This is a genomic window from Kitasatospora sp. NPDC004272 (assembly GCF_053603035.1).
Genome location: NZ_JBSGET010000001.1, coordinates 14,809 through 41,034, shown reverse-complemented (window position 1 = coordinate 41,034; position 26,226 = coordinate 14,809). Strand labels below are relative to the sequence as shown.

Here is a 26,226-nt window from a genome sequence, read left to right as displayed (position 1 = left end):
TTGCCGCTCGGGGGCGGTACGAACCCCCGTTCACTCGCAGGTTTCTGACGACCGCTCCGGCCCGGCCAGCAGGAAGGGCCGCAGCCCGCGCTCCAGCAGCGCGTCGCACCAGGCGGTGCGGGCGTCGGCCAGCCGCTGCTCGTGCCGCGGAGGGTCGGCCGGTCCGGCGCGCCGCCAGGCGGCGGTCAGCAGCAGGCCGATCAGCCCGGTCAGCGCGCCGAGCACCGCGATCGCGACGGCGGTCCAGGCGGCGGTGCGCAGCGGGGCGGTCAGCCCGGCGTGCGGGCGGGACAGGCCGAGGACGGCGCCGAGCAGGAAGAACCCGGCGGCGGCGCTGCCGCTGACGACCGGCACCACCAGGGCCAGCGCGCCGAGCCAGCCGGTCAGCCGCTCGCCCGGGTCGCGGGCCGGGGCGGCCGGTTCGGGCGTGCTGTCCCGCAGCCGGCGGTAGGCCAGGTACTCGGGTCGGGCGGCGGCCAGGATCCGGGCGGAGTGCCGCCGGGCCAGGGTCCGCAGCCGGGCGGCCCGCAGCGGGTCGTCGGCCAGGGCCAGTGCGGCGCGCACCGCCGGGTCGGTCAGGGCCCGGCCGAGGGCGTGCTCGAAGTCGGCCCGGTCCTGCCGGGCGGGGCCGTCGCCGGGGTGCGGGTCCATCGCCGTCGTCCGCTCCGTCCGCCGGTCGGGCTCAGCCGTAGGTGAGGTCGGAGCAGGCGTCCTCGTCGGCGGAGCGGGCCTGGCTGACGCTGGTGGGCAGCGGGCCGGTGGGCACCGGCGGGGCGGCGGTGGTGCCGCCGCCGGCGTAGTCGGCGCCGAGGGTGAGGGCGATCCCGGCCCGGCCCGCGGCCTGCAGCTGGGCGCCGGGGAAGAGCGCGGCGACCTTCTCGGCCTGCGCCTTCTCGCCGGGGCCGTACTCGACCAGGGTGCTGCGGTGGGTGCGGGTGGCGGCGTTGGCCCGGCCGGTGACGGTGAACCCGGAGCCCTCCAGGGTCTCGGCGGCCCGGGCGGTCAGTCCGGCGGTCCCGGTGCCGTTGTAGACGGCGACCTTGATCCCGGCGCCGTCGGCCCGCGCGGGCGCGGAGGGTGCCGAGGGTGAGGGGGAGGGGGCGATGGAGGGGTCGGCGGCCGGGGTGGCGGAGGCGTCCTGCCCGTCCAGGGTGCGGTCGGCCCTGAGGGCGGCCCACAGCTGGTCGACGTCGGGGTGCACCAGGGCGACCCGTTCGCCCTGGTAGCGCCAGGGCACGGTGAGGAACTTGATGTCGTGCAGGTCGACGTCCTTGAGCGACATGGCGAAGTCGAGCAGTTTCGAGGCCGAGCCGAGGCCCTGGTCGACGGTGAGCGACTTGGTGGCGGCGTCGGCCAGCGGCAGCAGCGTGGTGGGGTCCATGCCCTCCGACTTGACCTGCTTGATCAGTGAGGAGAGGAACGCCTGCTGGCGCTTGGTGCGGCCGATGTCGGAGCCGTCGCCGAGGCCGTGCCGGATCCGGACGTAGTCGAGCGCGGCCTGCCCGGAGATGGTCTGGTGGCCGGCCGTGAACAGCTGCTTGCCGCGGTGGCCGAGGTTGGGGTTCAGGTCGCCCTCGTAGACGGCCTCGGGCAGGCAGACGTCGACGCCGCCGACCGCCTCGGTCATGTCGGCGAAGCCCTGGAAGTTGACCACCATGGTGTGGTCGACCCGCAGTCCGGTGAGCTTCTCCACGGTGTTCTGGGTGCAGGCCGGGTTGCCCTTGTCGGTGTCGCCGACCGAGAAGGCGCTGTTGAACATGGCGCTGGGCTGGTCCTTGGTCCAGGTCTTGTCCGGCAGCATGCAGGGCGGCACCTCGACCAGCGAGTCGCGCGGGATGGACACCCCGACGGCGTGCCGGTGGTCGGCGTAGACGTGCAGCAGGATCGCGGTGTCCGAGCGGGCCCCGCCGTCGTCGCCGCCGCCGAGGTCCTTGTTGGTGCCGTCCCGGGCGTCGGAGCCGATCAGCAGCAGGTTGACGGGGGTGCGGCCCTGGGCGTCGGCACTGGCGGCGGCCGGCCGGTCCTTGCTGACGCCGTCGTCGCCGAAGGTGCTGAGGTTGCCGTTCAGCCGCCAGTAGACCAGGCCGCCGGCCAGGACGGCCAGCGAGAGCGTGCCCGCGGTGGACCACAGCACGATCCTGCGCGCCCGGTGGCCGCGGCTCCGCGCGCCGCCGTGACCGCCCTTCGCCCTGCGTGCGGACATGACGCCCCCTCACCCGTTGCCGTCGCCCGAACTTCTACAGAGCTGTAGAAGTCGAGCGAAGCATACAAACCCCGCCCGGTGAAGTCACACCCGTCAGCGGCCGACGCCCCCCGGGTACCCGCACGGCGCGCCGCCACCCGCTCGGCGCAACCCCGATCGTGCCGGTCGCCCGGGGTTCTCACACTCGGTGACGGGGGCGCCGTCCACAGGAAGAGGGCATCATGCACACCGGTCTCCGTCGGATCGCCGTCGCCGTCGCCGCCACCGCGGCCGCGCTCGCCGTGGGCCTGTCCGCCTGCGGCAGTGCCAAGCAGTCGTCCGGCTCCTCGGGCTCCTCCGGCAGTGCGAACCAGGCGGTGAAGATCGGCCTGCTGCTGCCGGAGTCCAAGACCACCCGCTACGAGCAGTTCGACCGCCCGCTGATCGAGGCGAAGATCAAGTCGCTGGTGCCGGACGCGCAGATCGACTACTACAACGCCAACCAGGACGCGACCCAGCAGCAGACCCAGGTGGACACCGCGCTGACCAAGGGCGACCAGGTGCTGATCCTGGACGCGGTGGACTCCAAGGCGATCCAGTCCTCGGTGCAGAAGGCGCACGACGCGGGCGTCAAGGTGATCGCCTACGACCGGCTCGCCCAGGGCCCGGTGGACGCGTACGTCTCCTTCGACAACCACAAGGTCGGCGAACTGCAGGGCGAGGCGCTGGTCACGGCGGTCGGCGACAAGGCGGGCAGCGGCCAGATCATCATGATCAACGGCTCGCCGACCGACCCGAACGCGGCCGACTTCAAGGCCGGCGCGCACAGCGCGATCGACGGCAAGTTGAAGGTCGGCAAGGAGTACGACACCCCGCAGTGGGACCCGAACACCGCCAACCAGGAGGCTGCTGCCGCGATCACCGCGATCGGCGCCCCGAACGTGGTGGGCGTCTACTCCGCCAACGACGGCATGGCGGCCGGCATCGCCACCGCCCTCAAGGCCGCCAACCTGAGCGTCCCGCTGACCGGTCAGGACGCCCAACTCGACGCCGTGCAGCGGATCCTGGCCGGGACGCAGACCATGTCGATCTACAAGCCGTACAAGCCGGAGGCGGACGCGGCCGGCGAGATGGCGGTGCAGTTCGCCCAGGGCAAGAGCCTGGGCGCCTCGCTGAAGCCGACCACCTCGACCAACGGCAGCGGCGCCACGGTCGACTCGCTGCTGATCGCCCCGACCGTGCTCACCAAGGACAACGTCAAGTCCACCGTGATCGCCGACGGCCTCTACACCGCCCAGCAGATCTGCACCCCGGACTACGCCTCGGCCTGCCAGGCCGCCGGGATCCAGTAACCGCCTTCTACACCGGAGAGGAGGTGGTCGCGGTGACGGGCGAGACCGTGCTGGCACTGCGGGGGATCTCGAAGCGGTTCGGCGCCGTCCAGGCGCTCACCGACATCGAGCTGGAGGTCCGGGCCGGCGAGGTGGTCGCGCTGGTCGGCGACAACGGCGCCGGGAAGTCGACCCTGGTGAAGACCGTCGCCGGGGTCAACCAGCCGGACGAGGGCGTGATCGAGTGGGAGGGCCGGCCGGTGGCCGTCCACCGGCCGCAGGACGCCCAGCACCTGGGCATCGCCACCGTCTACCAGGACCTCGCGCTCTGCGACAACCTGGACGTGGTCGGCAACCTGTTCCTCGGCCGGGAGCTCAAGCAGTTCGGGCTGGTCCTGGACGAGGTCGCGATGGAGCAGCGCTCCCGGCAACTGCTGGACAGCCTCTCGATCCGGATCCCCAGCGTGCGGATCCCGATCGCCTCGCTCTCCGGCGGCCAGCGCCAGGTGGTGGCGATCGCCCGGGCCCTGATCGGCTCGCCCAAGGTGGTCATCCTGGACGAACCGACCGCCGCGCTCGGCGTCGAGCAGACCGCGCAGGTCCTCGACCTGGTCGAGCGGCTGCGCGACCAGCGCCTCGGGGTGATCCTGATCAGCCACAACATGGCCGACGTGATGGCGGTCGCCGACACCGTCGCGGTGCTGCGGCTGGGACGCAACAACGGGGTCTTCGACAAGCGCTCCACCAACCAGGAGCAGATCATCTCGGCCATCACCGGTGCCACGGACAACGCCGTGACCCGCCGGCGGGCCCGCGGCGAGGGAGGCGAGCGATGAGCGGGGACACCCCGGGGCCGGAGCACCGGCCGCTGCCGGAGGACTCGATGCCGACCGGCGGGGTCAACGCGCCCGTCCCGGTCGCGGCGGAGGCCACCCCGGCCGTCGACCCGCGGCTGATCGTCCGGCAGGAGGGCCTCAAGGGCTACCTGATCGAGTTCAAGCGGCGGCTGACCAGCGGCGAGCTGGGCTCGGCCCCGGTGGTGGTCGCGCTGATCGTCATCTGGGCCGTGTTCGGCTCGCTGAACAGCAGCTTCCTGTCCGCGCAGAACCTCTCCAACCTGTCCCAGCAGATCGTCGGCACCGGCATGATCGCGCTGGGCGTGGTGTTCGTGCTGCTGCTCGGCGAGATCGACCTGTCGGTCGGCTCGGTCAGCGGCCTGTGCGCGGCGATCTTCGCGGTCATGAACGTCACCCACGGCGTCAACCAGTGGGTGGCGCTGCTGTCCGCGATCGCCGGCGGCGCGCTGGTCGGCCTGATCCAGGGCCTGTTCTTCGCCAAGGTCGGCGTCCCGGCGTTCGTCGTCACGCTGGCCGGCAACCTCGGCTGGAACGGCCTGATGCTCCAGATCCTCGGCGCCAGCGGCACCGTCAACCTGTCCGGCAAGGACATCGTCTCCCGGCTGTACTCCACCATCTACGGGCAGCAGATCGCCGCGTACGGGATGGCGGCGGCCGGGGTGGTGCTGTTCCTCGGCTCCTCGCTGCTGGACGGCCGGCGGCGGCGGGCGGCCGGGGTGCCGTACCGGACGCTCACCGACGTCCTGGTGCGCACCGCGGCGCTGGCGGTGGTCGGGTTCCTGGTCGCCTACACGCTCAACCAGTACAAGGGGCTGCCGCTGGCGCTGCTGGTGTTCGTGGTCTTCGTGGTGGTGCTGGAGTTCGTGCTGCGCCGCACCCCGTACGGGCGGAAGGTGTTCGCGCTGGGCGGGAACATCGAGGGCGCCCGGCGGGCCGGCATCAACGTCTCGCTGGTGCGGATCACGGTGTTCATGATCTGTTCCACCATGGCGGCGATCGGCGGCCTGTTCCTGGCCGCGCAGATCCAGTCGGCCTCGCAGACCTCCGGCGGCGGCAACCTGCTGATGAACGCGATCGCGGCGGCCGTCATCGGCGGCACCAGCCTGTTCGGCGGGCGGGGGTCGACCTGGTCGGCGCTGCTGGGTGCGCTGGTGATCGGCTCGATCCAGTCCGGGATGAACATCCAGGGCCTGAGCAACGCGATCCAGTTCATGATCACCGGAGCGGTGCTGCTGGCCGCCGTGGTGATCGACTCGCTGGCGCGGCGGACCCAGAAGTCGGCCGGGCGGGCTTAGCGCCCGGGAACGGCGGATCCCCCGGCGGCCCGGCGGCCGGCGGGGGATCAGTGCGTGCGGAGCAGTCCGAGGTGGACCACGGTGACCTGGGCCAGGTCGAGGTCGGCGTCGCGGCGGTGGCGGCGGGCCTCGGCCGACTCGGCGCGCTCGATCGCCTCGCGGCGGGCGTCCTCCTCGGCGTCGGCGTCCACGATGAACAGGTGGCGGCCGGAGCGGATCTCGTTGGCGTGCGGAATCTCGACGCACCAGCGATGACGGCTCTGGATGGCGTTCATCGGCCTTCCTCTCCCGGCGCGTCCTGCGTACCGGCACATGAGGTGCTACTGCTGCCCTAGACGATAGGTATAGGCCAATTCGTCCGTCAAGAGGACGAGCAGACTGATAAATAATCCGTTCAACGGTGAAAATGGGCGGCGAGTCCGCTACCGTTCCGTGCATGACAGCCCCCGCCACCCCGGCCCCCTCGGCCCGCCGCCTGCGCACCCGGGCCACCCTGCTCGCCGTCCTCGGCGAACACGGCACGCTCAGCCGGGCCGAGATCAGCCGGCTCACCGGGCTCTCCCGCTCCGCCGTCAGCAGCGCCGTCACCGACCTGCTCGACGAGGGCCTGGTCAGCGAGACCACGGCCCCCGCGCCCTCGGCCGCCGGGCGCGGCCGCCGCGCCGCCGCCGTCACCCTGCGCCGCGCCCACGCCCTGGTGCTCGCCTTCGACTTCGGCCACACCCACGTCACCGCCGCCGTCGCCGACAGCGCCGGCACCGTCCTCGGCGAGGCCACCGCCCACCTCGACGTCGACAACCACCCCCGCGAGGTCCTCGCCGCCGCCCGCACCCTCGCCGGAGCGGCCCTCGACGCCGCCGGGCACCACCTCGACGAGATCACCGCCATCGCCGCCGGCATCCCCGGCGCCCTCGACACCCGCACCAACGTGGTCCGCGCCCCCTCCACCCTCTCCCAGTGGATCGGCATGGACCCCGCCGCCGAACTCGGCCGGGTCTTCGACCGCCCGGTCACCGTCGGCAACGACGCCGAGATGGGCGCCCGCGGCGAACGCGCCTACGGCACCGGCCGCACCGTCAACGACCTGGTCTACGTCAAGGCGTCCACCGGCATCGGCGCCGGACTCCTGCTCGACGGACGCATCTACCGCGGCGCCAGCGGCATCTCCGGCGAGATCGGCCACATCCAGCTGCCCGACACCGGCACCTGGTGCCGGTGCGGCAACCGCGGCTGCCTGGAGTCCGTCGCCTCCATCGTCGAGGTCCGCCGCCGGCTGGTCCACGTGCTGTCCCCCGGCGCCCGCCCCGGCGAAGCCGTCGACCTCCCGCCGCTCGACCGGCTCGCCGACGTCCCCGCCGCCGCCCGGGTCATCGGCGAAGCCGGCCGCACCATCGGCCGGGTCCTCGCCGACCTGGTCAACTGCCTCAACCCCGCCGCCATCATCATCGGCGGCGAACTCGGCCAGGCCGGCGCCCCGCTCGTCCACGGCATCCGCGAGTCCGTCGACCGCTACGCCCAGCCCGCCGTCGCCGAGGCCGTCGACATCCGCGCCAGCCGCCTCGGCCTGCGCTCCGAGCTCTACGGTGCGATCGACGCGGCCGTGGCGATCGCCGTCGGACGCTGACCCGCTGCGCGGGGCAGGTGGAGGGGGACGGGGGAGAGGGCCCGGGGCGGGCCCGCCGCCGCCGGGCGGCAAGATCCGTCCGCTGCGCGGGGCACGTGGAGGGGGACGGGGAGAGGGTCCAGGGTTGCCGCGCACCGGGCCCGCCACCGCCGGGCGGGGCGCTGGGGTGCCGGTCGGGCGTGCGCCTTGCGCCGCTGCGCACCGGGCCCGCCGCCGGGCGGCAAGATCTGTTCGCTGCGCGGGGCACGTGGAGGGGGGACGGGGGGAGGGTCCGGGGTTGCCGCGCACCGGCCCCGCCACTGCCGGAGGGCGGGGCCCCCGCCGGGTGGGGCGCCGGGGTGCCGGCCGGGCGTGCGCCTCGTACCGCTGCGCACCGGGCCCGCCACCGCCGGGCGGCTATGCGTCGGGGCCGGTGCGGGCGGGGCGGCGGGCCCGCTCGGTGAGGTGGCGGCGTTCAGGCAGGGACGGGGCGAGGGCGGCGCCGCGGCGGAAGGTGGCGGTAGCGGCGGGGGCGTCGCCGGTGCGCAGCAGCAGCTCGCCGCGGACCGCGTGGTAGCGGTGGTTGCGGTCCAACTCGCCCGCCAGGGCGTCGAGTTCCTTCAGTGCGGCGGCCGGGCCGCGGACTTCGGCGAGGGCCACCACCCGGTTCAGCGCGGGCACCGGGCCCGGGGCGACCCGCAGCAGCAGGTCGTACAGGGCGAGGATCTGCGGCCAGTCGGTGGCCGCCACGTCCGGTGCCTCGTCGTGCAGGGCCGCGATCGCCGCCTGCAACTGGTAGGGCCCCACCCGCCCGGCGGGGAGGGCGCGTTCGACCAGGGCGGTGCCCTCGGCGATCGCCGCCGCGTCCCAGCGGCCGCGGTCCTGCTCCGCCAGCGGGACGAGTCCGCCGTCGGGGCCGGTGCGGGCGGGGCGGCGGGCGTCGGTGAGGAGCATCAGCGCGAGCAGCCCCATCACCTCGGCGTCCCGGGGGAGCAGCCGGTGCAGCAGCCTGGTCAGCCGGATCGCCTCGTCCGACAGCGCCGGGGCGGTCAGGCCGTCGCCCGCGGTGGCCGTGTAGCCCTCGTTGAAGACCAGGTAGAGCACCTGCAGGACCTCGCGCAGCCGCCCGTCCGCCTCCTCGGGGCCGGGCAGCGCGAACGGCAGGCCGGAGCCGCGGATGGTCTGCTTGGCCCGGCTGATCCGCTGCGCCATCGTCGCCTCCGGGACGAGGAACGCGGCCGCGATCTGCGCGGTGCTCAGGCCGCCGACCGCGCGCAGGGTCAGCGCGATCCGGCTCGGCGCGGTCAGCGCGGGGTGGCAGCAGAGGAAGAGCAGGGCCAGCGAGTCGTCCCGGTCGGCGTCCGGGCCGGCGTCGGCGGGGCGGCCGAGCAGTTCGGACTGCGGGGTGGCCAGGAACAGCCGCTCCTCGCGCTCGCGCCGGGCCCGGTCGCTGCGGACCAGGTCGACCAGCCGGCGGGAGGCCACCGTCACCAGCCAGCCGCGCGGGTTGTCCGGCCGCCCGTCCCGGGGCCACTGCTCGGCGGCCGCGAGCAGCGCCTCCTGCACCGCGTCCTCGCAGGCGTCGAACGCCCCGGCGTGCCGGCGCAGCAGCGCCGCCAGGACCTGCGGCGCGAGGGTGCGCAGCAGGTCCTGGTCGGCGGGGGCGGGGAGGCTCACTTGGCCTCGTGCAGGATCGGCCACAGCTCGACCGGCTCGCGGTCGGCCCAGGGCATGTCGGCGGCGATCTCCAGGGCGCGCTGCTCGCTGTCGACGTCGAGCAGGTAGAAGCTGGCCATGTACTCCTTGGTCTCCAGGTAGGGGCCGTCGCTGACCACCGGCAGCCCGTCCTCGCGCCCCACCATCCGGCAGGCCGCGGCGTCGCCGAGGCCGTAGGCGCCGATCAGTTCGCCGCTCTCCTGGTAGCGCTTGTTGAAGGCGTCCTGCTGGGCGATCGCCTCGGTCCAGCCCTCGGCCGGCAGCGAGTCCCACTTCTCCTGGTTGCCGTAGGTCATCAGCAGGTACTTCACGGGGACCACGTCCTCTGTTCGTCTCGTCGTGCGGTTCGTGCTTGCGTCCAGTGGTCGGAGCCGGGGAGGCGGTCTCTACATGCTGCCGGATCTTTTTCGCGGAGATCTTCCGGTGGCGCGTCCTCGCAGGTCAGTCGGCGGGCGGGGTCCAGACGTACGGGGTGGTGGTGGTCACGGCGTGCATGCCGAGGCGGCGGAGGATCGGGGTGCTGTCGGGGGAGGCGTCGACCTGGAGGTGCCGGATGCCGTGGTCGAGGGCCCAGCGGGCGCGGTGGGCGACCAGCGAGCGGTAGATGCCGCGGCCGCGCCAGGCGGCCAGGGTGGAGCCGCCCCAGAGGCCGCCGAAGCCGGTGCCGGGGGTGCTGGTGAGCCAGGCGGCGGAGACCACCTCGGGGCGCGGGGCGTCGGTCTCGGCGACCAGGACGAGGAAGTTCTCGGCGTCGGCCGCGCGGGAGGCGAGGTCGTCGGCGAGCCAGGACCAGTCCTCGCCCCAGACCTCGCTCTGCAGCGCGGCGATCCGCCGGGTGTCGGCGGGGTCGGTGACCCGGCGGACGGTGACGCCCTCGGGGGCGGGGGCGGGGACGGCGAGTTCGGCGGCGAGGCCGATCAGGACGGTTTCGGGCTCCTCGCCGACGAACCCGGCGGCGGTGAGCCGCTCGGGCAGGTCGGCGGGCAGGTCGTGGCCGCGGGTCTTCCACTCGACGGCCTCGCCCCGCGCGGCGAAGAAGTCGCGCTGGCGGGCGATGAGTTCGTCGAGTTCCCGGCCGCGCAGGCCGAGGTCGGGGCGGGGGGAGGTGACGAAGCCGCGGAAGCCGCCGTACTTGCGCAGCAGCGGGCCGTCGCTCCCGTGGGTCTCGCCCTCGCCGCGGGTGCCGAGCCCGCGCATGTGCTCGTCGTAGGCCGCGAGCAGGGCCGTGGTCGGGTCGGTCATCAGGTGAGCGTAACGATCGGTGCAAGCGGGTTTCCGGGGCTGGCGTTGACGCCGGGGTGAAGGTCTACCGTCGGGGCATGCGGATCGGCGAGCTGGCTCAGCGGGCGGGGACCACCACCAGGGCGCTGCGGTACTACGAGTCGCGGGGGCTGCTGCCCGCGCGGCGCGGCGGCAACGGGTACCGGGCGTACGACGAGGAGGACCTGCGGCTGCTGCGGCAGATCCGGGTGCTGCAGGACTTCGGGTTCGGGCTGGAGGACACCAGGCCGTTCGTGGAGTGCCTGCGGGCGGGTCATCCGGAGGGTGACTCGTGCCCGGCCTCGCTGGAGGTGTACCGGGCGAAGCTGGCCGAACTGGACGCCATGGTGGCCAGGTTGAGCGAGGTCCGGGAGGAGGTGGCGGGGCAGCTGGCCCGGGCCGAGGCGGCGCGCGACGCGCTGGCCGGGGCCGGGGGCGGCGAGCCGCGCTGCGAGCTGGTCCGCGCCGAGGAGTGACGGCGGGCGTCGGCGGGTGTCGGCGCGCGTCGCCGGGTGACGACGGGCGACGACGGACGACGACGATCGCCGACGAGAGCGAGGAGGAGCCGATGAGCGGTGTGCGGACGGTGACGGACCGGGACTTCGCGACCGAGGTGCTGGCGGCCGAGGGCCCGGTGCTGGTGGAGTTCACCGCCGAGTGGTGCCCGCCGTGCAAGCAGCTGGCGCCGGTGCTGGCGGAGCTGGCCCGGGAGCAGGAGGGCCGGCTGGCGGTGGTGGCGCTGGACGTGGACGCGAACCCGGAGACCCGGATCGCGTACGGGGTGCTGTCGATGCCGACCCTGATGGTGTTCAAGGGCGGCGAGCCGGTGCGGTCGATGGTGGGGGCGCGGGCGAAGAGCCGGTTGCTGCGGGACATCGACGACCTGCTGTAGCCGGGTGAGCTGTGCCACAGGGCGGGGCGGGGGATGGATGCGAACCATTCTCGCGTTGTAAAGTGCAACTAAATATTAGTTGTACTTGCCAACCATGGAGTCGTGATGTCCTCGCTGTCAGCGGTGTCCCGCCCCGCCCTGCGGCACGTCCTCGTCCACCTGGTCACACCGCTGCTGATGTGCCTCGGCATGGGGATCGCCTACCTCTCCGCCTTCCACGCCCCCGCCCCGCACCGGCTGCCGGTCGCCGTGGTCGGCCAGGGCCCGCAGGCCCAGGCGCTGGCCCAGGGCCTCCAGGACAAGGCCGGCGACAAGCTGGAGGTCACCACCGCCGGCGACGCCGACGCCGCCCGCGCCCGGCTGCTCGACCGCGAGCTGGCCGCCGCGTACCTGCCGGACGCCGACGCGCCGACTCTGCTGGTGGCCACCGCGAACTCGGAGACCTCGGCGAGCGCCGCCGAGAAGGTCTTCACCCAGGTCGCCGCCCAGCAGGGCAAGCCGCTCGCCGTCCAGGAGCTGACCCCGATGGCGGCCGGCGACCCCACCGGGCAGGGCCTGTTCTTCCTGCTGGTGGCGCTGAGCATCGGCTCCTACGGCTCGGTCGCGGTGCTCGGCGCGGCCGGCGCGGCGCTGGCGATGCGGGCGCGGGCGCTGCTCGGCCTCGGCGTGGCGCTGGTGGTCAGCCTGTTCGGCGCGGCGCTGGCCGGGCCGGTCTTCCACCTGGTCGACCACGGCCTGTTCGGCGTCTGGGCGATGAGCTGGCTGTACTCGGCGGGCATCATCGCGATCGGCACCGCCCTGCACACCTTCCTCGGCCGGTGGACCACGCTGACCATGATGGCGCTGTTCGTGATGCTCAACTTCACCAGCTCCGGCGGCATCTTCCAGCCCGAGCTGCAGAACGGCTTCTACGGCGCCCTGCACTCGTTCTGGAACGGCGCGGGCTTCCTGGAGGGCGCCCGCGACCACGTCTACTTCGGCGGCCGGGCCGGGCTCGGCGGCCACGTCGCCACCCTGTTCGGCTGGCTCGCGGCCGGCGCGGCGCTGCTCGTCCTGGCCGCCCGCACCGAGCGGCGGCGGGCCCGGGCGCTGGCCGCCGAGCAGCCCGCCGAGGAGGAGATGGAGGAGGCGGTCGGCGTCTGACCGCGGCTACCCCTACCGTGGTCCGCAACACCGCGCACGACGAAGGAGCCACCGCCATGCCCGACCGCGACGCCGCGCTGGAGACCATCCAGCGGGAGCTCACCGCGTTCGCCCGCCGGGCCCGCCACAAGGCAGCCCAGCTGCACCCCGAACTCTCGCTGGTCACGTACAGCATGCTCGACCTGGTCAAGGAGCGCGGGTCCTGCCGGGCCGCCGACCTGGCCTCGCACTTCATGCTCGACAAGTCCACCGTCAGCCGGCAGGTCGGCGCGCTGGAACGGCTCGGGCTGCTGGGCCGCAAGGCCGATCCGGACGACCAGCGCGGCCAGTTGCTGCACCTGACCGACGCCGGCGAGCAGCTCCTGGCGGAGGCGTACGAGCAGCGGCGGCGGGCCTTCACCGACCGCTTCACCTCCTGGGGGGACGAGGACCTGGACCGGTTCGCCGCCTACCTGGTCCGCTACGGCGAGTCCGAGTAGGCGGCCCGGGCGGGAGCCGGGAGGATGGCGGCCATGCCCACGATGACCGAGCCCGAGTGGCGCGCCTTCCTCTCCCACGGCACCCGCACCGGCAAGCTCGCCACCACCCGCGCCGACGGCCGCCCGCACCTGGCCCCGGTCTGGTTCCTGCTCGACGGCGACGACCTGGTGTTCAACACCGGCCGGGACACCGTCAAGGGCCGCACCCTGCGCCGCGACGGCCGGGCCGCGCTGTGCGTGGACGACGACCGGCCGCCGTTCGCCTTCGTGCTGGTCGAGGGCGTCGCCGCGGTCAGCGAGGAGCTGGACGAGGTCCGGCACTGGGCGGGCCGGATCGCCGCCCGCTACATGGGCGAGGACCGGGCCGCGGAGTACGCCGCCCGCAACGGCGTCCCGGGCGAACTGCTGGTGCGGCTGCGGATCGGCAAGGTGCTCGCCCAGGGCGGCGTCGCCGACTGAGCGACCGGGCTTGACCCTCACGCCGCGTCAGGCCCCAGGCTGGTCGCAACAGCGGCGGGAAGGAGGGAACGCGATGGACGGGGGCTACCCGGTCGGACGGCTGGCGGCGATCGCCGGGGTCACGGTGCGCACCCTGCACCACTACGACCGGATCGGCCTGCTGTCGCCGAGCGGCCGCACCGCGGCCGGCTACCGGTGCTACGGCGAGGCCGAGCTGGACCGGCTGCAGCAGATCCTGTTCTACCGCGAACTCGGCTTCCCGCTGGAGGAGATCGCGGCGATCCTGGACGACCGGACGGTCGGCCCGAGCGAGCACCTGCGCCGGCAGCGCGAGCTGATCGGCGACCGGATCCGCAAGCTGGAGGAACTCGCCGCGGCGGTCGAGCGAGCGATGGAGGCGAGGACCTTGGGGATCCAGTTGACCCCGGAGGAGAAGTTCGAGGTGTTCGGCGAGGACTACCGGGAGGACTGGGAGGGCGAGGCCGAGCAGCGCTGGGGCGAGACCGCCGCCTGGGAGCAGTCCCGGCGGCGGACCGCCCGCTACACCAAGGCGGACTGGGAGCGGATCAAGGCCGAGGCCGACGGCATCGACGACGCCCTGGTCGCGGTGTTCACCGCCGGAGCGGCCCCCGACGACGAGCGGGCGACGGCGGTCGCCGAGCAGCACCGGCAGCACATCGGGCTGAACTTCTACGACTGCGGCCCGGCGATGCACCGCTGCCTCGGCGACATGTACGTCGCCGACCCGCGGTTCACCGAGACGTACGAGAAGCTCGCCCCCGGCCTGGCGCCGTGGCTGCGGGACGCGATCCACGCCAACGCCGACCGGCTGGAGCGGGGGGCCTGACCCGCCGCCGGGCCGCCCGGCGCCGTGCCGCCCGGCGCCGTGCCGCCCGCCGTCAGGCGGCCCGGCCGAAGGTGCGCCGGTAGGCGGTCGGGGAGGTGCGCATGGTGCGGCCGAAGTGGTGGCGGAAGGTCGCCGCCGACTCGAAGCCCACCGCCGCGGCGATCTCCTCCACGCTGCCCTCCGGCGACTCCAGCAGCGGCAGGCTGGCCGCGATCCGCTGGACCGCCACCCAGCGCATCGGGCTGACCCCGTTGCGGGCGGTGAAGTGCCGCAGGTACGAGCGGTCGGACATGCCGGCCGCCCGGGCCAGCAGCGGCACGGTCAGCGGCCGGGCGAGGTGGTCCAGCGCCCAGCGCATCGAGCGGGCCACCCCGTCCTCCGGCTCCTCCACCGGCCGCACCGCGGCCTGGATGAACTGGGCCTGCCCGCCGTCCCGGTGCGGCGGCACCACGAAGCGGCGGGCCACCGTGTTGGCGACCTTGGCGCCGTGGTCCTGCCGGACCAGGTGCAGGCACAGGTCGATGCCGGCGGCGCTGCCCGCGCTGGTCAGCACCTGCCCGTTGTCGACGTACAGCACGTCCGGGTCGACCCGGACGGCCGGGTAGCGGCGGTGCAGTTCCGGCGCGTACCGCCAGTGCGTGGTGGCGGGCAGGCCGTCCAGCAGGCCGGCGGCGGCCAGCGCGAAGGCGCCGGAGCAGATCGACACCACCCGGGCGCCGCGGGCGTGCGCGGTGCGCAGCGCGGCGGTGACGGCGGGCGGGACGTCGCCGTACGGGTCGGGCACCCCGACCACCACGACGGTGTCGGCGGCGGCCAGTTCCTCCAGGCCGTGCCGGGGCGTCAGGGAGAACCCGCCGACCGCCTCCAGCGGGTGGCCGGGGCGCTCGGCGCACACCCGGACGTCGTACCAGGGGGCGGCGAGCAGCCCGGCGAGTTCGGGCCGGGCGAGGGCGAACACCTCGACCACCACCCCGAGTTCGAACGGGGCCATGCCCGCGAAGGCGTACACCGCGACGGTGTGCACCGGCGCCGGGCGCCTTCCGATGGTGATGGGCACGGGCTCGGCCATGTGGTGCTCCCCGGGCGGCCGCGGGCGGTTTCGCGCCGAGTGTAGTCGTCCGGGCGGCCGCGGCGCCGCGACCGGTCGCCGGGGGGACGGGTGCGCACGGACGGGTGCGGAGGCTGATCGGACGGGTGCGGAGGCTGATCGGACGGGGACGGACCGGAGCGGACCGGGGCGGAAAACCTTTGGAATCCGGGGGCAACCTCCCGGGAGGATGAGGAGTCATCACCCGGGGGGCCGGTGCGGCCACTCCCCGTGTCCTTTTCCCGCCACGTTCGGAGAGCGTCCGATGCCCACGTCGATCCATGCCCGTTATGAGAAGAACGTCATGATCTGTTCGGCCCGTTCGGGCTGGGGCCGGCGCCACTGAGCGCGACCGGCCCCGGCCCGGCGCCCCGGGTCAGGAGGTCAGCGAGGCCATCCAGGACTCGACCTCGTCGGCCTGCCGGGGCAGGCCCGCGGAGAGGTTCTCGTTGCCGTCGGCGGTGACCAGGATGTCGTCCTCGATCCGCACGCCCAGGCCGCGGTACTCCTCGGGGACGGTCAGGTCGTCGGCCTGGAAGTACAGGCCGGGCTCGACGGTCAGCACCATGCCGGGCTCCAGCGGCGCGTCCACGTACTGCTCGCGGCGGGCGTGCGCGCAGTCGTGCACGTCGAGGCCGAGCATGTGGCCGGTGCCGTGCAGGGTCCAGCGGCGCTGCAGGCCCAGCTCCAGGACCTTCTCCAGGTCGTACACCGCGGAGTCGATCAGGCCCCACTCCAGCAGGCGGGCGGCGAGCACCCGCTGCGCGGCGTCGTGGAAGTCGCGGAACTTCGCGCCCGGCCTGACCGCGGCGATGCCGGCCTCCTGGGCCTCGTACACCGCTTCGTAGACCTTGCGCTGCAGCGGGGAGAAGGTGCCGTTGATCGGCAGGGTGCGGGTGACGTCGGCGGTGTAGAGGGTGTGGGTCTCCACGCCCGCGTCCAGCAGCAGCAGTTCGCCGGGGCGCACGTCGCCGTCGTTGCGGACCCAGTGCAGGGTGGTGGCGTGCGGGCCGGCCGCGGCGATCGAGCCGTAGCCGACGTCGTTGCCCTCGACCCGGGCGCGGCGCCAGAAGGTGCCCTCGATCCAGCGCTCGGAGGTTGCCACGGCCCGGTCCAGCTCGCGCACCACGTCGGTGAAGCCGTTCACGGTGGCGTCGCAGGCGGCGCGCAGCTCACCGATCTCCCAGGCGTCCTTGACCAGGCGCAGCCCGGACAGGAAGACCTTCAGCTCGTCGTCCTTCTCCTCGTCGAGCCGCTCGGCGAGGGCGGCCTCCAGGCCGGCGTCGTAGCCGCGGACGATCCGGGTCGGGACGTCGACCGCGGCCAGCTCCTCGGCGGCCTTGCGCACGTCGCGCACCGGCAGGCCGTACAGCTGCTCGGACTCGGCCAGCGAGTGGCGGCGGCCGACCCACAGCTCGCCCTGGCCGCTCAGCCAGAACTCGCCGTTCTCCCGGTCGGAGCGCGGCAGCAGGTACAGCGCGAACGCGTGCCCGCCGTCGACCGGCTCGCCGACCAGGACGGCGTCCTCGGTCCGGTTGCCGGTCAGGTGGACGTACTCGCTGGCGGCCCGGAAGGCGTACTCGGTGTCGTTGGCGCGGGTGCGCAGGTTGCCCGCGGGGACGATCAGGCGCTCGCCGGGGAACGCGGCGGACAGCTTCGCCCTGCGCGCGGCCGCGTACGGGGCCTGGACGTCGGGCAGCAGGCCGCGCAGCTCGGTGTCGGCCCAGCCGGTGCGCATGGACGCGGCCAGCTCGTCGGAGATGCCGTCGTACAGCCCGTTCTTGCGGCTCTTGACCGGCTGCTCCTCCTCGCCCTCGGCGGAACCCTCGGGGTTCTCGGACACCGCCGGGCTGCGGTCCTCGGTCACTACGTCGCCTCCTCGCGCGCGCTGCCGCCCGCCCGTCCCCGGGTCGCGGGGCGTGCGGGCGGATGTCGCCCCCATGGTACGTAGCGCCCGTTCGAGCGGAAGAAGGGCGTCCGGTATCCGGCCGGGCCCGTCCGACCCGGCTCGACCGGCCCGGCTCGACCGGCCCGCGCGGAGCGGACGGCCTACTCGAAGCGGACGGCCAGCAGCACCAGGTCGTCCACGCCGGGCTCGCCGCCGCCGGCCCGCTCCAGCAGGTGGGCGCAGAGCCGGTCCGGGTCGAGCCGGACGTCGCGCGGGGCGTCGGCGGCGGCCCGGCGCAGCGCGCTCTGCCCGGCGTGCAGGTTCGGGGCGAAGCGGCGGGCTAGGCCCTCGGTGTACAGCACCAGCACGTCGCCGCGCTCCGCGGTGAGCTCCACCCCGGGCGCCTCCCAGCAGCTCAGCATGCCCAGCGGCGCGGACAGCGAGGTCTCCACGAAGTTGGCGCCGTAGCGGGTGAGCAGCACCGGCGGGCAGTTGGCCGCCCCGGCCAGCGCGATCCGGCGCTCGGTCGGATCGACGCAGGCGTAGACGGCGGTGGCGGAGCGGGTCGGCTCGGTGGTCTTCAGCAGCAGTTCGAGGTCACCGAGCACCGAGACCGGGTCCTCGCCCTCCAGCACCGCGTAGGCGCGCAGCGCGGCCCGCACCCGGCCCATCGCGGCGGCGGCGCCCACGCCCGCGCCGGGCCCGGCGCTCGGGCCGCCGCCGAGCACGCTGCCCACGGTCAGGCCCAGGGTGTCGTCGGGCAGCGCGATCGCGTCGTACCAGTCGCTCCCGGCGGCCCGCTCCAGCGCGGCGGGCACGCAGCGGACGGCGACCTTCAGCCCGGTGCGGGCGGGCAGGTGGTCGGGCAGCAGCGAGCGGCGCAGCGCTTCGGCGGCGCGCACCGCCCGGTCCGCCTCCAGCTGGCGGGCCAGCAGCGGGGCGGCGAACTCGCAGTAGCGGCGCACCAGGTGCTCGCGGCGCTCGTCGGGGCTGCCGGGCTCGTCGTAGAACCAGGCGGCGGCGCCGAGCGGCGGCCCGTCGGCGGAGGTCAGCGGCAGCGCGTAGCAGGCGCCGAGGCCGAGCTGCCCGGCGACCTCGCGGAAGCGCGGGCCGACGGCCGGGTCGGCGGCCAGGTCGGCGATCAGCAGCCGGCCCTCCGGTCCGGGGCGGCCGAGCAGCCCGGCGAACGGGCCGTGCTCGACCGGGACGGTCTCCAGCGCGCCGAGCATCGCCCGGTCCAGGCCGAGCCCGACCGGGCGGGCCGGCTGGCGGTCGGGGCCGGGCGGCAGCGTCACCACCAGGCCGCGGCGGGCGCCGAGCAGGGCCGCGCCGGAGTCCAGCACCGCCTCCAGGGTGCCGGTCAGGCCGTCGGCCCGGGCCAGCAGCTCCAGGTGCTCCTGCAGGCTGGTGAAATCGGACAGCCATCCGGCCAAACGGTCCTGCAGGTCGGCGGCGGGCGCCCCGCCCAGCACCGACAGCAGCTCGGGCAGCGGGTCGGGCAGCGGCTCCGGCAGCCCCTCCGGCGGCACCGGAGCGCCCGCCGGGGCGGGTGTCAGCGCCGTGGCCGCGGGCGCCGTGGACGTCAACGGGTGGACGTCGGTCATGTCGCAACTCCCCACAATCCGGAACCTGTCACGCAAGACCACCGAGACCGACCGAAACGATGTCTTTACTCACTACTCGGCATGTTTCCCCCACTTGTACACAGGCCGATCGGGGCATGTCCAGGAGTGCGGCGGCCGAACGTGCCAGGGATCGTACGTGCGGGCCGCCGGGCCGCCACCCGGGGCGGAACGCACTCACTCGTACGGTGGAACCGGGGGCCGGGCGGCCGCGTCCATCCGGACGTATGGGGGATTCTCGTTCCAGCAGCGGGTAGCCGAGACGCACACGCACCGCCCGCGACCCCGACCACGCCGTCCAACCGGTCAGACGATCGCACCGACCGTGCCGTGCGCCCCGATGCGAACGCGGAAAGGAACGAGCTGCCATGCGCCCACCCCGCCGAGAGCTGCTGTCCGAGCGCGCCGGCCGGTGGTGGCCGGGCCGCCGGAGCCGCGTGCTGGCGCTGGCCGCCGCGCTGGAGGCCGCCGGGTGCGGCTGGCCGGTGGTGCCGGGTGCGCGGGCGCTGCGCGGGGCGCCGGGGCCGTGCTCGTGCGGCGACCGGGCCTGCGCGATGCCCGGCGGGCACCCGCACGACCCGCCGCTGGAGGCGGCCACCACCGACCCGCGGATGGTGCGCTGGTGGTGGGAGCGGCGCGCGCCGGGCGCCCCGGTGCTGGTGGCGACCGGGCGGGCGCTGGGCGCGGTGAGCCTGCCGCGCCCGGCCGGGCCGTGGCTGCTGCGGCACCTGGACGAGATCGGCGTCCCGTACGGGCCGGTGCTCGGCACGCCGGGCCGGTTCGTGCTGCTGACCGCGCCGTACACGCTGGCCGAGCTGGGCGGACAGCTGGCCGAACGGCCGTGGGTGCCGGGGGTGCTGCGCTACCACGGGCCGGGCGGCTACCTGGTGCTGCCGCCGTCCCGGACGGGGGCGGGCCCGGTGCACTGGGTGCGCCGGCCGGGGCCGGGGCGGCCGTGGCTGCCGGAGGTCGGGACGCTGCTGAGCGGGTTGATCACGGCCAGCGCGGTCGCGCTGCCGCAGCGCTGACCCGGCGCCCGTCCGGCCTGTTTTGATGATGCTCAGTCAGATAGGCTGCGCGGAGCGGCCCGGAACGAGAAATGTCCGACCGCTGGCGACGGGGGATGCACCAGCGGTCGGACGTTCCAAACAGTAACAAAGATCCGGCTCCGCGCCAATTTGTCCACGCCGAAAGGGCTTTGGGAATCCTCCCGGCCTCCCGGGAGGCGGCGTGAAACGTGACGCGGGTCACTCCCGGCTAGTTCAGGGTGACCTGACGGCTGACCAGGTTGGCCCGGGCCCGGCGCTCCTCGGCGGTCAGCGGCGCGGGCGCGGCCAGCACCTCGGCCAGCTTCGCGGCGAACTCCACGGCCGGCTTCTCCACCTCGGCGGCGGTCATCTCCACCGGCAGGTCCCACACCGGGACGGTCAGGCCGTGCGCCCGGAACGAGCCCACCAGCTTGGTGCCCTCGCCCAGCGAGCTGTCACCGGCCGCCGACAGCCGGGCCAGCGCGTCCAGCAGCTGCTCCTCGGGGACGGTCATCACCCAGCGCAGGTGGTTCTTGTCCGGGGTGCCGCACCAGTACGCGGAGTCCACCCCGGCCAGCTTCTCGGTCGGGATCGCCGAGGCGTTGGCCCGCTCCAGCGAGGCCGCCACCTCCCCGGTCGCCGACTCGGCGTCCTCCAGCCAGAACTCGAAGCCGGTGTGCACCTCGGGCTCGAACGCGGCCGAGGTGTCCAGCAGTTCCTGCAGGCGGCGGCCGCCCGGGTTGGTCCGGCGGGCCGGCACCGGGGTGCCCGGCTCGGTGGCCAGCGCCAGCTCCAGCGCGTCCGCCAGGTCACGGCTCAGGTCGCCCGAGGAGGACTGGGTCTGCAGGCCCAGCAGGATCGACCCGTCCGGACGGCGCAGCGCCGGCCAGGCCAGCGGCAGCACCGTCGCCAGCGTCACCGACGGGACGTCGCCGACGGCCCCGTCCGCCACCCCGTCGGCCAGCGCCAGCGGCACCGTGGCGGCCGGGACCAGCTCGCGCAGGGCCACCCAGTCGGCCTCGCCCGGCAGGCCCTCGAACGGGCGGTGCACCAACTCCTGCACCGCGTGCGCCGCCTGACGGCCGTGGCACGCCTTGTACCGGCGGCCCGAACCGCACGGGCACGCCTCGCGCGCCCCGACGACCGGGACCTCGCCCTCGACGGCGGTGGACTGGCTGGGCTGCTTCTTCGCGGCCTTCTTGGCCATGGTGCGGCTCTCCCGGAGACGTCGGACGTTGCACCGGGCAGCCTACTTCGCCCGCGCGGCCCCGCCCCGGCCCCGCTCAGGCGCTGCGCCGCCGCCGGCCGCCCGCGACCTGCCCGAACGCCGGGAGCTGCGCCCACACCGTCACCTGACCGGGTGCGTGCCGCACGCCCCACTCCCGGGCCAGCTTGCCCACGATGCTCAGGCCCCGGCCGCCGTGCGCCGACACCGACGGACTGGCCGGAACCGGCCGGGTCACCGCCCCGCCGTCCGTCACCTCCAGGGTCAGCAGGCCGTCCCCGCGCATCTGCCAACTCACCAGCACCGTCCCGCCGTCCGGCTCCGCGTCGGCCGCGCCGCCCTCGGCTTCCAGCGGTCTCGCGTGCCGACAGGAATTGCTGAGCAGTTCGGAGAGGATCAACACCGCGTCGTCAATCACCGCTTCCGGTATCGACCGGTCGCCGAGATCGCTGCGCAGCCTGCGCCGCGCGGTCGAAACACTGGCCGGCCCGTGCGGAACCGCCATGGCCGATGAGGTCGACCCGGCCTGAACTGGCACAGCTCGCGCCACCATCAACGCCACCCCCGGACCTCCTTCAGCTTCTGCCGAGGGATGGATGCCCGCAGGTAATGCGTCGGAAACGGGCGTTCGACGATCCGATGGCGGCATTAACGACATCCGCGCGGACCGCGGGCAAAAGGTGAGGTGTGCCTCACGTTCGGCGGCGGTGATCTGCGGGAAACACCGTCCGGAAATACCCCGTTCGGTATTTCTGTCACGCGATTGGACCTCGGGTGTCACCCCGGGGGCCGTCTCTGGTGCCGTCTCGGGGGCCGTCTCGGGTGCCGACCGTCGGTCGGTCGATCGCGCGGTCGGCGGTCGGTCGGTCGCGCGCTCAGCGGCCGAGTCGGGCCAGCACCTCCGCCGGGCGGTTGGTGATCAGCGCCTCCACCCCGAGCTCCAGGCAGAGTTCGACGTCCTCCGGCCGGTCCACCGTCCACACGTGCACCCGGTGCCCGGCCCGGCGCAGCGCCGCCACCATGCCCGGGTCGCGCCGCACCAGCTCGATGCCCGGGCCGGCGATCGACGCCCCGCCCGGCAGCGACCTGGTCCGGCCCAGCACCGGCAGCCGGCGCTCCCACAGGTACACCCGGGGCACCGCCGGGGCGGCCCGCCGGACCCGGTGCAGGGCCAGCTCCGAGAAGCTCATCACCCGCACCACCGACTCCTCCGGGGCGGCCGGCAGCAGCCCGAACCGGCCCAGCACCCGCAGCAGTTCGGACTCCACCCGGCCCGCGTACCGCACCGGGTGCTTGGTCTCCACCGCCAGCTCCACCCGGCGTCCGGCGTCCGCGACCAGCTCCAGCAGCCGCTCGAAGGTGAGCACCGGGCTGCGCCGCGGCTCCCCCGGGTGCTTCCAGGAGCCGAAGTCCAGCGCCGAGAGCTGGGCCAGCGTCATCGCCGACACCGTGCCCCGCCCGTCCGAGGTCCGCTCCACCGTGCGGTCGTGCACGCACACCAACTGCCCGTCGGCGGTGAGCCGGACGTCGCACTCCAGCCCGTCCGCGCCCTCCTCCAGCGCCCGCCGGTACGCCTCCTCGGTGTGCTCCGGGAGCGCCGCCGAGGAACCCCGGTGGGCGATCACCTTGACCGCCGAGCGGTCGGTGCGGTCCGTGCGGTCCGTCCGGGCGGCGGGCGAACCGGCCGCGCTGTGCTGGGTGTCCACGCCGACCACCGTACGCGGCGCCCGGTGGCCGCCGTCCCCCGGCGCGGTGGCGGGCGGGTGAACAGCCGCTCCCCCGGCAGCCTCCCGCGGCCCCTCAGGAACGCCCTGCGGGCTCCGCGGTCCCCGGGCGCTCCAGCGCGGTCACCGCGAGGGTGGCCAGCGCCGCCACCAGGAACGAGAACAGCGAGGCCGAGGACCACGCCCGCGGGGTGAAGTGCACCGCCCGCTGGACGCCCTCCCAGAACCCGGTCCACCAGCCGCCGATGTCGGACGGGGCGAGCAGCTGGTACACCGCGAAGCCCACCACCCACGGCAGCAGCATCGACCAGCGCGCCGGGGCGTCCTGCCCCAGGTTCCAGCCGCGCCGGCCCGCGCCCAGGAAGTAGTCCGCCGCCAGCACCGCGAACAGCGGCACGAACACCGAGCCGATCAGGCCCAGGAACCCGTAGTACGAGTCGGTGAACTCCTTGATCTGCAGCGCCAGCACCGTCACCAGCACGCCGATCGCGCCGGTCAGCACCCGGCGGTCCACCCGCGGCCACAGGTTGTGGATCGACATCGCCGTCGAGTACACGTTCGCGAACGACTGGTCGGTCTCCCGCAGCACCAGCACCAGCAGGAACGCCCAGCCCGCCGCCACGCCGGTGAACGACTCGAAGATCCGGCTCTCGTCGCCGCCCGACTGCAGCAGCGCGACGATGCCCAGCACGTAGCACCAGACCTGGGCCACCGTGTAGCCGGAGAAGGTCGCCCAGAACGCCTTCGCGGAGCTGCGCGCGTGCCGGGTGTAGTCCGCGGCCAGCGGCACGAAGGACACCGACACCGCGATCACCGCGTCCGTCGCGTGCAGGAAGCCGTGCCAGTTGCCCGCGCCCGGGTCCGGGAAGCCCCGCCGGGCGAACTGCACCGTGAAGTACACCATCGCCACGCCCACGGCGACCGCCACGTACTTGCGCAGCACCGCGATCGCGCCCAGCGGCCAGATCGTCAGCACCGTGGTCAGCACGCCCGCCAGCAGCACGAACAGCCAGCGCCAGCCCGCGGTGCCGGACACGGTCTGCGCGCCCCAGGCCACCACCGTCAGCTCGTACACCCCCCAGCCGACGCACTGCACGATGTTCAGCACCGTCGGCAGGTACGACAGCCGGGTGCCGAACAGGCCGCGCAGCACCGCCATCGCCGGGGCGCCGGTCCGGGCGCCCACCAGGGCCGCCACCGCCAGCATCGCGGTGCCGATCGCGGTGCCCGCGACCACCGCCGTCACGGCGGCCGCGAAGCCCAGCTCCCCGCCCGGCTCGCCGAGCACCGTCGCGGCGCTGGTGAAGCCGATCAGGCTCACCCCGAGGTTGGCCCAGAGCGCGAACAGCGCCCGGAAGTCCAGGGTGCGCGGCGGGGCGGTGTCGAGGGTCAGCGGGGCCTCGGGACGCGCCCCGGGCGCGCCATCGGAAATTTGGGCAGACGGAACAGCCGTCATGGCCGATACTCCCTACGCCGGCATTACCCGGACAGGTTCCGGCGGTCAGCGCCCCCTCGGCCGTGGTGGCGTCACCGCCATGCCCTACGGTCGAACCGGCGCACTCTCAGCCTGGCTGGTCCAAGCTCCCGCGACGTTCTTCGGTTTACAGGAGCGACAGGCTAGCCTCCGGCCGGGGGAACGCCAAGACCGGGGGGCGGGGCGTCCGCATCGCGGGACTGCCGGCGCGCACGTCCTGGTGTGCATGTCAGGGCGGCCTAAGGCTTCTCATGATTTCTTCAGGGCCCCGCTTACGGTGTCCGAATCCGGCATAGGAAAAACTGTGCCCCGAGGTTGTGAAGCGTGATCCCGGCGCCGCGGTTCGCGGCCGAAGGTTCTGTTCAGCGATGGAGGTCGTCCGTGAGCACCGAGCACACGAGTGGTACCACCCAGCCGGAGAAGGCCACCGGGCCCACCGGCACCGAGGCGGTGGCCGCCGGCTCCGGTACGCCCGCCGCGCCCGCCGCCCCGGCCTACCTGGACGCGCCGCCGCCGGTGCTGCCCCAGGTCCCGGCTCCGGCCCCGGAGGCGCCCGCGGCCGACCAGACCATCCAGCTCGGCAAGGTGCCCGCCGCCCCCGCCGCCCCGGCCCCGGCTCCGCTGGACACCCCGCCGCCGTTCCAGAACCCGTACGGCTCGGTCTCCGAACCGGCCAGCCCGTTCGCCCGCCCGGACGAGGCCGCCGCCCCGGTCGCCGCCGCGCCCGCCCCGGCCGTGACCGAGACCGCGCTGCCGACCCTGCCCGCGCCCGTCCTCCAGGAGGGCCCGGCCGCCCCCGGCGACCCGAACGCCCCCCAGCACCCGCAGCACCCGCAGCACCCGTTCGGCGCCGGCCAGCCGGTCGGCGGCTGGGGCCACCCCACCGGCGGCGACCCCGCGGGCGGCGCCGGCAGCGGCGGCCCCGGCAGCCCCTGGGGCGCCCCGCAGCCCGGCGACGGCGGCCCCCGCAAGCGCAAGCGCGGCGGACTGGTCGCCCTGGTCGCGGCCGTCGCCCTGGTCGCCGGCCTGGTCGGCGGCGCGATCGGCGCCTCCGTCACCGACCACGGCAAGAACGGCGGCAGCAGCAGCGCCGGCCACAGCAGCACCACCGTCTCGGTCGGCGACACCCACCAGAACCTCGACCGGGCCCCCGACTCGGTCGCCGGGATCGCCGCCAAGGCGCTGCCCTCCACCGTCACCATCAAGGCCGAGGGCTCCAGCGAGTCCGGCACCGGCACCGGGTTCGTCTTCGACACCGAGGGCCACATCCTGACCAACAACCACGTGGTCGCCCCCGCCGCCAACGGCGGCAAGCTCACCGTCAAGTTCTCCGACGGCTCCTCCTACGGCGCCTCGGTCGTCGGCCGCGCCCAGGGCTACGACGTCGCGGTCGTCCGCCTCGACAACCCGCCGACCGACAAGCTCACCCCGCTGCCGCTCGGCGACTCCGACAAGGTCGCCATCGGCGACGCCACCATCGCCATCGGCGCCCCCTACGGCCTGGAGGGCACCGTCACCACCGGCATCGTCTCCGCCAAGGACCGCCCGGTGGCCTCCGGCGACGAGACCGGCGCGCAGGCCTCCTACATGAACGCCCTGCAGACCGACGCCTCGATCAACCCGGGCAACTCCGGCGGCCCGCTGCTCGACGCCTCCGGCTCGGTGATCGGCATCAACTCCGCCATCCAGTCCAACACCAGCGGCAACGGCCGGGCCGGCTCCATCGGCCTCGGCTTCGCCATCCCGATCAACCAGGCCAAGTGGGTCGCCCAGACCCTGATCAAGGACGGCACCCCCGTCTACGCGATCCTCGGCGTCCTGCGCAACGACAACTACACCGGCGACGGCGCCCAGATCTCCACCACCGCCGTCCAGGGCACCCCCGCCGTCACCCCCGGCGGCCCCGCCGACCAGGCCGGCCTCAAGGCCGGCGACGTCATCACCAAGCTCGGCGGCATCGCCATCGACAGCGGCCCGACCCTGGTCAGCGAGATCTGGACGCACAAGCCCGGCGAGAAGGTCGAGGTCGAGTACAAGCGCGACGGCAAGGCCGCCAAGACCACCGTCACCCTCGGCGAGCGCAAGGGCGACAACTGACCCCGCCCACCCCGCCC

Annotated in this window: 25 protein-coding genes; 12 read left to right on the top strand and 13 right to left on the bottom strand. The window is 74.5% G+C overall.

Annotated features, from left to right (window positions below):
• Positions 1–30: 30 nt before the first annotated feature.
• Together ACWEO5_RS00190 and ACWEO5_RS00185 are read right to left on the bottom strand one after the other, a co-directional pair.
• A complete protein-coding gene (locus tag ACWEO5_RS00190; protein ID WP_452158601.1) occupies positions 31–651 on the bottom strand; it encodes a hypothetical protein in 621 nt (206 codons plus the stop codon).
• Positions 652–682: 31 nt separating this feature from the next.
• Positions 683–2,203: an LCP family protein gene (locus ACWEO5_RS00185; protein ID WP_452158599.1), complete on the bottom strand. Its 1,521-nt coding sequence runs from the start codon at positions 2,201–2,203 to the stop codon at positions 683–685.
• A 221-nt stretch (positions 2,204–2,424) separates the two neighbouring features.
• Here ACWEO5_RS00185 and ACWEO5_RS00180 point away from each other — a divergent pair, with 221 nt between their 5' ends.
• The 3 genes from ACWEO5_RS00180 to ACWEO5_RS00170 are packed head-to-tail and all read left to right on the top strand — an operon-like array spanning position 2,425 to position 5,665.
• Complete coding sequence (locus ACWEO5_RS00180) at positions 2,425–3,534, top strand: sugar ABC transporter substrate-binding protein (RefSeq protein WP_452158597.1); 1,110 nt, start codon at positions 2,425–2,427, stop codon at positions 3,532–3,534.
• Positions 3,535–3,566: 32 nt separating this feature from the next.
• On the top strand, positions 3,567–4,349 hold the full coding sequence (locus ACWEO5_RS00175) for an ATP-binding cassette domain-containing protein (RefSeq protein ID WP_425556738.1): 783 nt from the start codon (positions 3,567–3,569) through the stop codon (positions 4,347–4,349).
• 47 nt (positions 4,350–4,396) lie between these two features.
• Positions 4,397–5,665: a sugar ABC transporter permease gene (locus tag ACWEO5_RS00170; protein WP_344549829.1), complete on the top strand. Its 1,269-nt coding sequence runs from the start codon at positions 4,397–4,399 to the stop codon at positions 5,663–5,665.
• 47 nt (positions 5,666–5,712) lie between these two features.
• Here the strand turns inward: ACWEO5_RS00170 and ACWEO5_RS00165 are convergent, their stop codons facing one another.
• Entirely contained in the window at positions 5,713–5,940 is a 228-nt protein-coding gene (locus ACWEO5_RS00165) for a hypothetical protein (protein ID WP_344549690.1), read from the bottom strand.
• A 161-nt stretch (positions 5,941–6,101) separates the two neighbouring features.
• On the opposite strand from ACWEO5_RS00165, the gene ACWEO5_RS00160 reads away from it, so the two are divergent.
• Entirely contained in the window at positions 6,102–7,289 is a 1,188-nt protein-coding gene (locus ACWEO5_RS00160; protein ID WP_344549688.1) for an ROK family transcriptional regulator, read from the top strand.
• A gap of 396 nt (positions 7,290–7,685) precedes the next feature.
• Here ACWEO5_RS00160 and ACWEO5_RS00155 read toward each other — a convergent pair whose 3' ends face one another.
• The 3 genes from ACWEO5_RS00155 to ACWEO5_RS00145 form a co-directional block, all read right to left on the bottom strand.
• Positions 7,686–8,945, bottom strand: coding sequence for an RNA polymerase sigma factor (locus ACWEO5_RS00155; RefSeq protein WP_452158594.1), 1,260 nt, complete (start codon positions 8,943–8,945; stop codon positions 7,686–7,688).
• Complete coding sequence (locus tag ACWEO5_RS00150) at positions 8,942–9,295, bottom strand: YciI family protein (protein WP_344549686.1); 354 nt, start codon at positions 9,293–9,295, stop codon at positions 8,942–8,944. The genes ACWEO5_RS00155 and ACWEO5_RS00150 overlap by 4 nt, the downstream gene beginning before the upstream one ends.
• Before the next feature lie 130 nt (positions 9,296–9,425).
• A complete protein-coding gene (locus ACWEO5_RS00145; RefSeq protein ID WP_452158592.1) occupies positions 9,426–10,226 on the bottom strand; it encodes a GNAT family N-acetyltransferase in 801 nt (266 codons plus the stop codon).
• 77 nt (positions 10,227–10,303) lie between these two features.
• On the opposite strand from ACWEO5_RS00145, the gene ACWEO5_RS00140 reads away from it, so the two are divergent.
• The 6 genes from ACWEO5_RS00140 to ACWEO5_RS00115 all read left to right on the top strand — a co-directional run bounded on the left by ACWEO5_RS00140 (position 10,304) and on the right by ACWEO5_RS00115 (position 14,064).
• Positions 10,304–10,720 (top strand): MerR family transcriptional regulator, encoded by a 417-nt coding sequence (locus ACWEO5_RS00140; protein ID WP_344549684.1) that lies wholly within the window; start codon positions 10,304–10,306, stop codon positions 10,718–10,720.
• A gap of 92 nt (positions 10,721–10,812) precedes the next feature.
• Positions 10,813–11,136: a thioredoxin gene (gene trxA, locus ACWEO5_RS00135; protein ID WP_344549683.1), complete on the top strand. Its 324-nt coding sequence runs from the start codon at positions 10,813–10,815 to the stop codon at positions 11,134–11,136.
• 105 nt (positions 11,137–11,241) lie between these two features.
• Positions 11,242–12,279 (top strand): hypothetical protein, encoded by a 1,038-nt coding sequence (locus ACWEO5_RS00130; protein ID WP_452158589.1) that lies wholly within the window; start codon positions 11,242–11,244, stop codon positions 12,277–12,279.
• Between the two features lie 56 nt (positions 12,280–12,335).
• The gene (locus ACWEO5_RS00125; RefSeq protein WP_380233920.1) at positions 12,336–12,758 is read left to right on the top strand and encodes a MarR family winged helix-turn-helix transcriptional regulator; all 423 of its coding nucleotides are present in this window, start codon (positions 12,336–12,338) and stop codon (positions 12,756–12,758) included.
• 42 nt (positions 12,759–12,800) lie between these two features.
• Positions 12,801–13,217 (top strand): PPOX class F420-dependent oxidoreductase, encoded by a 417-nt coding sequence (locus ACWEO5_RS00120; RefSeq protein WP_344549828.1) that lies wholly within the window; start codon positions 12,801–12,803, stop codon positions 13,215–13,217.
• Positions 13,218–13,290: 73 nt separating this feature from the next.
• A complete protein-coding gene (locus tag ACWEO5_RS00115) occupies positions 13,291–14,064 on the top strand; it encodes a MerR family transcriptional regulator (protein ID WP_452158587.1) in 774 nt (257 codons plus the stop codon).
• Between the two features lie 52 nt (positions 14,065–14,116).
• Here the strand turns inward: ACWEO5_RS00115 and ACWEO5_RS00110 are convergent, their stop codons facing one another.
• The 3 genes from ACWEO5_RS00110 to ACWEO5_RS00100 all read right to left on the bottom strand — a co-directional run bounded on the left by ACWEO5_RS00110 (position 14,117) and on the right by ACWEO5_RS00100 (position 18,643).
• Positions 14,117–15,133: a helix-turn-helix domain-containing protein gene (locus tag ACWEO5_RS00110; RefSeq protein ID WP_344549679.1), complete on the bottom strand. Its 1,017-nt coding sequence runs from the start codon at positions 15,131–15,133 to the stop codon at positions 14,117–14,119.
• 394 nt (positions 15,134–15,527) lie between these two features.
• Positions 15,528–17,018, bottom strand: coding sequence for an aminopeptidase P family protein (locus ACWEO5_RS00105; protein ID WP_452158584.1), 1,491 nt, complete (start codon positions 17,016–17,018; stop codon positions 15,528–15,530).
• A 182-nt stretch (positions 17,019–17,200) separates the two neighbouring features.
• On the bottom strand, positions 17,201–18,643 hold the full coding sequence (locus ACWEO5_RS00100; RefSeq protein WP_452158582.1) for a PP2C family protein-serine/threonine phosphatase: 1,443 nt from the start codon (positions 18,641–18,643) through the stop codon (positions 17,201–17,203).
• Positions 18,644–19,029: 386 nt separating this feature from the next.
• On the opposite strand from ACWEO5_RS00100, the gene ACWEO5_RS00095 reads away from it, so the two are divergent.
• Complete coding sequence (locus tag ACWEO5_RS00095; RefSeq protein ID WP_452158580.1) at positions 19,030–19,689, top strand: bifunctional DNA primase/polymerase; 660 nt, start codon at positions 19,030–19,032, stop codon at positions 19,687–19,689.
• 229 nt (positions 19,690–19,918) lie between these two features.
• Here ACWEO5_RS00095 and ACWEO5_RS00090 read toward each other — a convergent pair whose 3' ends face one another.
• The 4 genes from ACWEO5_RS00090 to ACWEO5_RS00075 form a co-directional block, all read right to left on the bottom strand.
• Positions 19,919–20,896, bottom strand: a complete 978-nt coding sequence (locus ACWEO5_RS00090; protein ID WP_452158578.1) for a DUF5926 family protein — start codon at positions 20,894–20,896, stop codon at positions 19,919–19,921.
• Positions 20,897–20,972: 76 nt separating this feature from the next.
• Complete coding sequence (locus ACWEO5_RS00085) at positions 20,973–21,467, bottom strand: ATP-binding protein (protein WP_452158795.1); 495 nt, start codon at positions 21,465–21,467, stop codon at positions 20,973–20,975.
• A 322-nt stretch (positions 21,468–21,789) separates the two neighbouring features.
• A complete protein-coding gene (locus ACWEO5_RS00080) occupies positions 21,790–22,620 on the bottom strand; it encodes a glycerophosphodiester phosphodiesterase (RefSeq protein WP_452158576.1) in 831 nt (276 codons plus the stop codon).
• A gap of 94 nt (positions 22,621–22,714) precedes the next feature.
• Entirely contained in the window at positions 22,715–24,094 is a 1,380-nt protein-coding gene (locus tag ACWEO5_RS00075) for a purine-cytosine permease family protein (RefSeq protein ID WP_452158574.1), read from the bottom strand.
• A 399-nt stretch (positions 24,095–24,493) separates the two neighbouring features.
• On the opposite strand from ACWEO5_RS00075, the gene ACWEO5_RS00070 reads away from it, so the two are divergent.
• The gene (locus ACWEO5_RS00070) at positions 24,494–26,209 is read left to right on the top strand and encodes a S1C family serine protease (RefSeq protein WP_452158572.1); all 1,716 of its coding nucleotides are present in this window, start codon (positions 24,494–24,496) and stop codon (positions 26,207–26,209) included.
• Positions 26,210–26,226 lie beyond the last annotated feature (17 nt).